The 7,910-nt window shown below is 47.5% G+C and carries 10 protein-coding genes and 1 pseudogene; 6 read left to right on the plus strand and 5 right to left on the minus strand.

From position 1 onward, the window contains the following. Positions 1 to 391 precede the first annotated feature (391 nt). The 4 genes and pseudogenes from J1785_RS05750 to J1785_RS26680 all read left to right on the plus strand — a co-directional run. Positions 392 to 844 carry a GNAT family N-acetyltransferase gene (locus J1785_RS05750; RefSeq protein ID WP_112152623.1) on the plus strand — a complete coding sequence of 151 codons (453 nt, stop codon included), beginning with the start codon at positions 392 to 394 and terminating at the stop codon, positions 842 to 844. A gap of 273 nt (positions 845 to 1,117) precedes the next feature. Then, positions 1,118 to 1,381 (plus strand): hypothetical protein, encoded by a 264-nt coding sequence (locus J1785_RS05755; protein ID WP_129990896.1) that lies wholly within the window; start codon positions 1,118 to 1,120, stop codon positions 1,379 to 1,381. 2 nt (positions 1,382 to 1,383) lie between these two features. Further along, complete coding sequence (locus J1785_RS05760) at positions 1,384 to 2,004, plus strand: class I SAM-dependent methyltransferase (protein ID WP_112152618.1); 621 nt, start codon at positions 1,384 to 1,386, stop codon at positions 2,002 to 2,004. Positions 2,005 to 2,070: 66 nt separating this feature from the next. Next, positions 2,071 to 2,232, plus strand: a pseudogene (locus J1785_RS26680) (cysteine hydrolase); the annotation flags it as partial. A gap of 124 nt (positions 2,233 to 2,356) precedes the next feature. Here the strand turns inward: J1785_RS26680 and J1785_RS05765 are convergent. Further along, on the minus strand, positions 2,357 to 2,737 hold the full coding sequence (locus tag J1785_RS05765; RefSeq protein WP_217219000.1) for an ArsR/SmtB family transcription factor: 381 nt from the start codon (positions 2,735 to 2,737) through the stop codon (positions 2,357 to 2,359). 129 nt (positions 2,738 to 2,866) lie between these two features. Between J1785_RS05765 and J1785_RS05770 the strand changes: the two genes are divergently transcribed. Further along, on the plus strand, positions 2,867 to 4,300 hold the full coding sequence (locus tag J1785_RS05770) for an MFS transporter (RefSeq protein WP_217219001.1): 1,434 nt from the start codon (positions 2,867 to 2,869) through the stop codon (positions 4,298 to 4,300). 484 nt (positions 4,301 to 4,784) lie between these two features. On the opposite strand, the gene J1785_RS05775 is transcribed toward J1785_RS05770, so the two are convergent. Both J1785_RS05775 and J1785_RS05780 read right to left on the minus strand, forming a co-directional pair. Beyond that, positions 4,785 to 5,534 carry an alpha/beta fold hydrolase gene (locus J1785_RS05775; RefSeq protein WP_217219002.1) on the minus strand — a complete coding sequence of 250 codons (750 nt, stop codon included), beginning with the start codon at positions 5,532 to 5,534 and terminating at the stop codon, positions 4,785 to 4,787. Between the two features lie 60 nt (positions 5,535 to 5,594). Then, entirely contained in the window at positions 5,595 to 6,155 is a 561-nt protein-coding gene (locus J1785_RS05780) for an RBBP9/YdeN family alpha/beta hydrolase (RefSeq protein ID WP_217219003.1), read from the minus strand. Positions 6,156 to 6,279: 124 nt separating this feature from the next. Between J1785_RS05780 and J1785_RS05785 the strand changes: the two genes are divergently transcribed. Next, positions 6,280 to 6,723 carry an Lrp/AsnC family transcriptional regulator gene (locus tag J1785_RS05785; protein WP_129990903.1) on the plus strand — a complete coding sequence of 148 codons (444 nt, stop codon included), beginning with the start codon at positions 6,280 to 6,282 and terminating at the stop codon, positions 6,721 to 6,723. Between the two features lie 198 nt (positions 6,724 to 6,921). Here J1785_RS05785 and J1785_RS05790 read toward each other — a convergent pair whose 3' ends face one another. Together J1785_RS05790 and J1785_RS05795 are read right to left on the minus strand one after the other, a co-directional pair. Next, positions 6,922 to 7,284 (minus strand): ASCH domain-containing protein, encoded by a 363-nt coding sequence (locus J1785_RS05790; protein WP_217219004.1) that lies wholly within the window; start codon positions 7,282 to 7,284, stop codon positions 6,922 to 6,924. A gap of 158 nt (positions 7,285 to 7,442) precedes the next feature. Continuing rightward, a complete protein-coding gene (locus J1785_RS05795) occupies positions 7,443 to 7,679 on the minus strand; it encodes a hypothetical protein (protein WP_217219005.1) in 237 nt (78 codons plus the stop codon). Between the last annotated feature and the right edge of the window lie 231 nt (positions 7,680 to 7,910).

Here is a 7,910-nt window from a genome sequence, read left to right on the forward strand (position 1 = left end):
ATGCAGAATGATTGCTTTGTCAAAAAAAATTAATAAACATAAAGGGAAATGATTACGTGTGAATTTAAAACCAGCAGTGATGAGATTCAACGCAAATGATCTCACTCTGCTTTTGTAGGGTTTGCCTGGAAACCGAACAATACCCTGCGTTAAGCCTGTTTTTTAAGCAGGCATGACAGGCAACTTTGAGCGAAATATCTGCTGGCACTGGAAGCGCGAAAGTCGTCCTTACAGAAGCCATAAAAAGCTTGCCGAATGTCTCAGGGCGTGAAGCGGACATAGCATCACCGGGATAGCCAGAAATCAGAGTTGTCCCGTCACCGGTTTCGGGATGCTGCTTTTCCAGGCAGGATACTCTATGCTGGTGAGAATTACTTTGTAGGATATGAACATGATAACAGTAGAGAAATCAGATCCATTTTCTTCAGAATCCCATCGATTAATCGAGATGCTGTCAGCTGAACTTGCCGCTATTACGGGTGATAACGGCAAAAGCAATTTCACTGTTGATGCAATGAATGGTGATAAAGCGTTATGGGTATTGGCAAAGAATGCTCATGGCGATGCGATAGGATGCGGTGCTATCCGGCCATTAACGCAAAATATAGCCGAGCTTAAAAGAATGTTTTCAGACCGAAGTGTGCCAGGCGTGGGTAACGCTTTACTCACTTTCCTGGAAATCTCCGCAAAAGAAATGGGATATCTCGAACTGAGACTGGAAACCCGACATATCAACCATCGGGCCGTAAATTTTTACAAGAAAAATGGGTATGTCCGTATTGAGAATTATGGTCCATACACAGGCAGAGAAGAGGCCGTCTGTTTCGCAAAAACATTGTGCTAATTGCATTAATGGATCCTGATGCCCGCGCCTGGCACCAGAAAAAAGAGTTGTCATACCTGCTACGCGCGAGGGGCAGACCTCGCAATATCCTCTCATTTAGTGACCTGCAAATACCGGCTTTTTATGTCATATCTGCCTGATCTCACCGCCGTTAATCATGTTTAATACCGCGAACTTTGGCAATAGGTCATCCTCAAGAAAATCACAGGTTGCCTCTTTTGCAAACAATGTATACATTGTATACATCAATTGCGGATTGACGCTGAGGAAAACATGAGCAGAAAAAATAATGTAGTAACCGTAAGATTAACTGATGAACAACTGAAGGTTTTCACAGACTGGAAGGAAAAATTAGAGGGTGAATTAGGGATCGATGTGCCTTTGGGGGCTGTTATCCGTAGGGCATTAGATGGCGCTATTCAGATGTATAACCAGCGTATGGAGCATGAAGTCCAGGCGGAAGTAAATCCGGACGAACGCACTGCCCGAACACAAGGTGCTAACGCCTATATCAGTGACTACAAGGAAGGGAAATAATCATGACCATCATCGACAGTAAAGCACATCACGCAGGGTTCAGAGAGCATTATGTCGATAACGCTAAGCCAGTGTGGGATATCGGTCGCCCGCAAAAACCTTTCATCGAAAGCGCCTCTGATATACGTGGGCCAATCTTAGATATTGGCTGTGGCACGGGTACGCTTGCCACTTATTTCGCTAAGCGTGGTGAGCAGGTTACCGGGATTGATTTTGTCGAAGAGGCGGTCGGGCGTGCTGCCGCGAAGGCGAAAGCAGCGGGTCTTAACATCGACTTTATGGTTAAAGACTTTTTCACTATTGGCAGTTGGGATCGGAAGTTTCGGAGCATTATTGACAGTGGGCTGTTTCATATCTTTTCAGGCGATGAGGTGAGAAAGGCTGCTTACCTGGATATCGTGAGTAAATTACTCAGCGATAATGGCCGACTTTATGTTATGGCCTGCAAAAAAGAAACCGGGATCGATGCAGGTGTTAACGCTGATGAGATTTTTGAGACCTTCCGTGAACGCTTTATCGTTGAGTCATTGCATGAGTTTGAGGCCGAAACCGTCATTGACGCAGCGGAAAACATCCCCGGCAAGCAGTGGCTAAGTTATTTTGCGGTGATTAAAAAACGCTAATGTTAAAGGGGACTGCGTCCCCCATTTTCAGGGTCTGAGGTTCCGGGATAAAAGTGAGAATCAAATAGAGCCGCGTCGGAACTGGAATTCAGGGCCGTGCTGATTTCAGATGCGCATACAACAATGGATAACAATCATTTATCAGCAAATGAAATCATTGAACATCACAATGTTACGCTTGCCGGACCGTTCGTATCGCTTTCGACCGCGGCGGGCTGGAGCTTTTGATGAACTAAGAGCCGTCCGCAGGACGGCTAAAAAGGCTGATTTTCGCTCCTGGCACTCAGGGGACAAACACGTGACGCTGAGGGTCTGCTGCGAGCGAATAGAGGACTTACGCGCTCAATTCCTTTTACTTCTCCTCTGCGCATGCTTTCTGTTCTGTGGATGGCATCGGCAGATTCCTGGTTGTTGATTCCTGTGTCAGTGCGTCGTTTTCCACAGCACCCAACAAAGCATCCAGCAGCCCGGGAAAGCGAGCATTAAGATCTTCCCGGCGCAGCGATAGTAAATTTTCGCGCCCGAAAGGGCGCTGCCAGATAACGCCACTATCCCGTAAGACACGCCAGTGGTGAGTCAGCGTCGATTTAGGAATCCCACTCAGCACGGCGCTACAAGCATGCTCACCGCCGCCCGCCAGCACCCGAACCACCGTCAGACGTAATGGATTCCCCAAAGCTGTCAGCACATTTTCAAGACGTATTTGTTCCGCATCAGGGTGTTTAGAAAGCATGGGGTTTCTCAGCAGATTGTAAACATGCCAACACTATACTTTAAATTTTATCGGTTGACTAATGTACGAGTACATACATACATTAAATGTACGCATGTACTCGAACATTAGTTTATTTGGAGATTATTTATGGTTACTGCCTTACGGGAATCAGGTGCCCCTCGCTTTCAACACCTCAGCCTTGCGCTGCTTGCCTTCGCCCAACTCATGTACTCCCTTGATATCAATATTGTGTTTGTAGCACTACCGGAAATTGGATCGGGACTGGGGTTTTCGGAGCACACGCTCCAGTGGGTGGTCAGTGCTTATACGGTATGCTGTGGGGGATTTTTATTGTTCGGTGGAAGAGCAGCAGATCTTCTGGGGCAACGTCGGGTTTTTATCGGTGCGTTATGGCTCTACGCGCTCTCCTCACTGGCCGGTGGATTAGCGTGGAGTCCTGTCGTCATTGTCATTGCACGAGCCATACAGGGTATAGGCGCAGCATTACTTTTTCCTGCCACGCTTTCGCTTATAAACAGACTGTTCGAGGAAGGGCCGTTGCGCAACCGGGCACTGGCAGTCTGGGGCGGCGCAGGCGCAAGTGGTCTTACACTGGGATCGCTCGCGGGCGGGATACTTACAGGCGTCTATGGCTGGCCGTCAGTATTTTTCGTCAATGTTTTATTGGCAGCGATTGCAATATGCGCCGCTTTTTTTGTGTTACCGAAGGACAGTTTCCAGGAAGAGCGCCGCAGCTTCGATTTGCCGGGCGCTGTGACAGTCACCACAGGAGCAATTCTGCTGGTTTATGCTCTGGTTCAGGGGCCTGAAGAGGGTTGGTTGTCAGAGCATATTCTCTTATCACTGAGTCTGTCAGTGGTATTTCTGCTGGCGTTTGCCGCCATAGAATTTCGCAGCCCTGACCCATTAATGCCGGTACGATTATTCAGGAATCGAAGTCTGACAACAGGCATGGTGATCACGTTTATTTATATGGGAACCTTCGGTGCTCTGCCTTATTTTCTGACAGTTATGTTTCAGAACATTATGGAATACAGCGCCTTGCAGACCGGCCTGGCGTTTATAGCGCCTTCGCTGGCAATTTTTGTCGGAACGCAATTCGGAGCCCGACTTGCAAATAGTCTGTCGTTACGCAAAGTTTTACTGGCCGGTTTTTTAACTGGAATTGCGGGTACGCTGGCACTGGTTCCATCAGCCTATTCAGGTGCATCTTATTTAAGCGTATTACCGGGACTGGTCATTTCAGGAATAGGCCAGGGAATTGTCTGGACGGCAATGTGGGTAGCTACTGGTTCAGGCGTAAAGCATTACGAGCAAGGGGTTGCTTCAGGTATGGCTTCTACAACGCTGAATGTTGGTAACGCTATTGGTATTGCTCTGTTAGTTGCTTTATCCGGAAGCGGGACCGTAAGTCTGCATCAGGTGAACTCTACAAACAGTCTCCAAAATGCCTTACAAATTGCATTTTATCTGGCTGCAGCGGGACAAATTGCAGGGTTTTTTGTTTCCTGCCTGTTACCTTGCAAAGCTGCAACTGATTTGCCAGCAGAAATAACCTAGCAGAAAATCAGTATCCTTTGCCGATGGCTTCAGATGAAAAGTATTAATGTGGAAGACCTGCTTATGGCGGGTCTTTTAATTTGCAGCTTGCGCTGGAAGGTGCGCGAAAATTTCAACATGCTGCTGCACTGACCTGCATGTGAACGCTCGTTTCTGGCACCAAGCGGACTAGCCAGTTGATTCGAAGGTCCGCTGTGAGCGATGAGCGGATGCTCATAACATCCTTTCGCTTTCGTGATAGCGGCTGGGGGACATAAAAAATCCTTCCAAAGAAAGGTAATAATTAATGAATGCTCCATTCTATTTTCTTAGGCAATCATTAACCTCATATACATTTTCATTGTTACGCTCCCTACCGTCATGGACGGTGAGTGAAGATATCATCTACATATTACAGCACTCATCGTGTCCGTTCTTTTAGTAGATAATGGGCTTAAAGATATGTTTAAGTGAAAGAATAAGCTTGTTTTGAAGTTAATTGCTATCAACTCAGTATTTCAGCCACTCTTTGGCCGAAGGTTGTGGGATCCTGTAACATCATGAGGTGACCCGTTGAAGGCATGACAGTGATACTTTTCGCGTGCTGAGTTGCCCAGTCGGGAACATCCCAGCCACTCGCTGAATGTTCACCCGCCAGTAAATGCACAGGGACAGAAGTAAACACGGTTTTGACCAGAGTTTGATAGCCAGGGTTCCCGGTGACCTCGACAACTGACCGGGCCATGGCAAGCAGCGTTGAAGCTGGCTGATGTTTAAGCCAGATTGTCGCGATTTGTATTTTGTCAGACTGCGGATCGATTCCGGAGCCCTCCAGCCAGGTTTCTGGCGAACCTTGCATATCCGCCAACATGGATTCGACTTGCGTTAATGTCATTTTCGCGATGGTGGATGTCCAGAACGCATCTTTAAGAGAGAAGTTGCCTTCTACACTGACAATCTCCTTAACGCATTCGGGATATTTATGCGCAAACGCGTAGGCCACAGCACCTCCGACAGAATGACCCACAAGGCTCACGGCGGATCCCTGATATTCGGCCTGGATCACCTCATAAATCCGTTTCACCTGCCCCCAGATGTTTATTTTCTCTACCGGTATATCGCTGCGTGCGCCGTAGCCGTTAAGGTCAGGAGCAATAACGGGCCGATCGCCCAGCGGTCTGTGAAATTTCGGATCATTCAAAGTACCTATTAAGCCGTTGATAAATATGACAGGTGTATTGGACGAATTGTTCATTTAGCTTTCCGTAACAGGTGTGGCGTGAATTTTTTGTGTTTAAGGAGCCTTTAAGTGGATTTATTTATATCCGGAGGCGCTTATGGACATGGCAATAAGTTCTTTTAACCATGCTCGCCCCTGAGGCCAGTCACCGAGTCCGCTGGCTGCGTTGATATGCCCTCGCTCACCGATATTGACCAGACTACTGCCCCAGGCATCGGCACAGCACTGGCTGTAATGGATATCGGCATAAGGGTCATTGGAACTGGCAATCATCATGCTCGGAAATGCGAAACGCTTTTCACTCCGGGGAACACTAAACCCCTTAGCCTCTTCTGGAAACACATCGCGTGTGGGATCGGGTACCGCGACCAGCAACGCGCCTCTCACAACCGTGCGGCTATATTGGGCCCAGTTAGCAACCTGCAGGCAGCCAAGACTATGGGCGACCAAAATGACGTCTGGCCCGGTCTTTCTGACGGTAGTTTCTAAATTTTCGACCCACTCTTCGCAAACCGGATGATCCCAGTCTTGTCCCGAAATGAGGGTCATTGACGCGTCAGTTTGTGTCCATAGCGTTTGCCAGTGTCCGGAGCCCGAGTTGCCAATTCCCGGAAGAAGCAATATTGGAGATGTCATGTCTTGATTCCCAAAGAGGTGTTCACATAATGTAGGCGAATGACACATCGTTCCTGAATGGCAAGTCATCGAAATACAGCCCGATTAACCGATGATTCATCTACATTTTGAGCAAAGGATTAGCATGGAGCTTGACAACAAAGACCGGCAAATTTTGGAAGCACTTCAAATGAACGCACGTCAGAGTCTGGCCTCTCTGGGCAAATGCATTGGCCTTTCGCAGCCAGCGATGAGCGAACGGGTCAAAAAACTCGAAAGTGCAGGCGTCATTGAAGGATACAGCGCACGCGTCAATTTGCGAGAGATTGGACTGGGATTACAGGCGATCCTGCGAGTACGCACAACCCACCAATACATCAAACACTATCTGACGTTATTTAACGATATCCCTGAGGTGATAGAAGCTGACAGGATCACAGGAGAGGACTGCTTCATCGTGCGTTGTGTTTTTTCTCAACCGGCTGATTTGGAAGCCGTCGTCGATGCCCTGGCGGTTCATGGTTCAGTGACCACATCGTTAGTTCTGTCTAATGCAGTGCGTAAACAGGTGCCTGTGCGCCCGAGGTGACCGGTTCACATTTGATCGACATGGCAGGATATTAGCAAGGTCCGATTTAGGCACCAAGCTGCTGCAGGTGAGGCCCATCAGGCTGCTATGAGCGAACAGCGGACTTTATGCTTGGATTAGAAATGGTATTTAGAGGTTTCACACAGGCAAAATCTGATTCGGTTAAACCTTTTCACGCCGAGTTTTACCGAATTATTATCAAGCGCGCAGCGTTAAGAACTGAATCATCGATCTCGTAAAACTTTCGTGCTGCGCGTGTTGGAAAAGGATTCTCAATTTTTTGATTGTTTTTATCTCCCAAGCTAGCCAACCGGCTTCATAATAAGATGCGCAAGCTTTAGGGATGTCATCTTGCCTAAACTCTCTGATTTCTCCCAAGGTAATGATAGCTAAGGCGGTTCCGACCTCCTCTTGGCCATCGACCGTGAGGAAGTGTTCATTTTCAACCAGTAATATCTCTTCCCCTGTTCGGACGTCAGGCGGCCATCGCCTTATTTCCAGCGTTTTTAGGCCATTTGCGATTTGAGTTCCGGCAGGCCGAACGATTGAAAGTGCTTTCATCGGGTTCCCATCAGCTTAAGATAATCGATTGATTCTAAAACATGACACTCGATAAATCATATCTTCGGTAGAATGGTCGTTTTACTGAATGCTCAACTATTAAGGTAGATAAAGATTATTAAGGTCCGCTCCTGGCACAGAGCAGATGTTCAGGCCCATCAAGATTCCTGCTTTGCTGGCGGAAGCAATTTTTTAGCTTTGTTAATGAGCTTTTCAATCTCTTCCAGAGGGATGCATCCTTCGTAACAAGAGAAAGAGAACTCATGAGTTACATCGGAATAGAAGACTTCAGCAATTTGCCGGAGCGGGGATGTTCCAGCCTCAAAAAGTTCGAGGTACATCCCATCACGGATGACATCGCTTCCACGGGTTAGGTTGTATTGGATCTTAGCCATAAATTTAATTTTCCATTTTTCCAATTAATGAAGCCTCTGTTCGAGCGCAATAAAACGTAAAATATGCCCAGAAGGTAACTTGCACAGATCCGCAAAGAGCGAGATATAGTCATTCGCACCCTGAGAATTACACTTTGAAGTGATTCAGGGTATGCGCTTACTGGTTACGAATATTGAGCGAGAATCATGCGATGATCGCCGCTTTTCTTTCGAGCCAGTAGGTGCTCCACG

Origin of the sequence: Rahnella perminowiae (assembly GCF_019049755.1) — a bacterium.
Lineage (GTDB): Bacteria > Pseudomonadota > Gammaproteobacteria > Enterobacterales > Enterobacteriaceae > Rahnella > Rahnella perminowiae.

Excerpts from the sequence above, each read along its gene's own strand:
- J1785_RS05790 (WP_217219004.1), bottom strand. The coding sequence starts at position 7,284 with ATGAAAGCACTTTCAATCGTTCGGCCTGCCGGAACTCAAATCGCAAAT.
- J1785_RS05795 (WP_217219005.1), bottom strand. The coding sequence starts at position 7,679 with ATGGCTAAGATCCAATACAACCTAACCCGTGGAAGCGATGTCATCCGT.
- J1785_RS05785 (WP_129990903.1), top strand. The coding sequence starts at position 6,280 with ATGGAGCTTGACAACAAAGACCGGCAAATTTTGGAAGCACTTCAAATG.
- J1785_RS05775 (WP_217219002.1), bottom strand. The coding sequence starts at position 5,534 with ATGAACAATTCGTCCAATACACCTGTCATATTTATCAACGGCTTAATA.
- J1785_RS05780 (WP_217219003.1), bottom strand. The coding sequence starts at position 6,155 with ATGACATCTCCAATATTGCTTCTTCCGGGAATTGGCAACTCGGGCTCC.
- J1785_RS05770 (WP_217219001.1), top strand. The coding sequence starts at position 2,867 with ATGGTTACTGCCTTACGGGAATCAGGTGCCCCTCGCTTTCAACACCTC.
- J1785_RS05765 (WP_217219000.1), bottom strand. The coding sequence starts at position 2,737 with ATGCTTTCTAAACACCCTGATGCGGAACAAATACGTCTTGAAAATGTG.
- J1785_RS05755 (WP_129990896.1), top strand. The coding sequence starts at position 1,118 with ATGAGCAGAAAAAATAATGTAGTAACCGTAAGATTAACTGATGAACAA.
- J1785_RS05750 (WP_112152623.1), top strand. The coding sequence starts at position 392 with ATGATAACAGTAGAGAAATCAGATCCATTTTCTTCAGAATCCCATCGA.
- J1785_RS05760 (WP_112152618.1), top strand. The coding sequence starts at position 1,384 with ATGACCATCATCGACAGTAAAGCACATCACGCAGGGTTCAGAGAGCAT.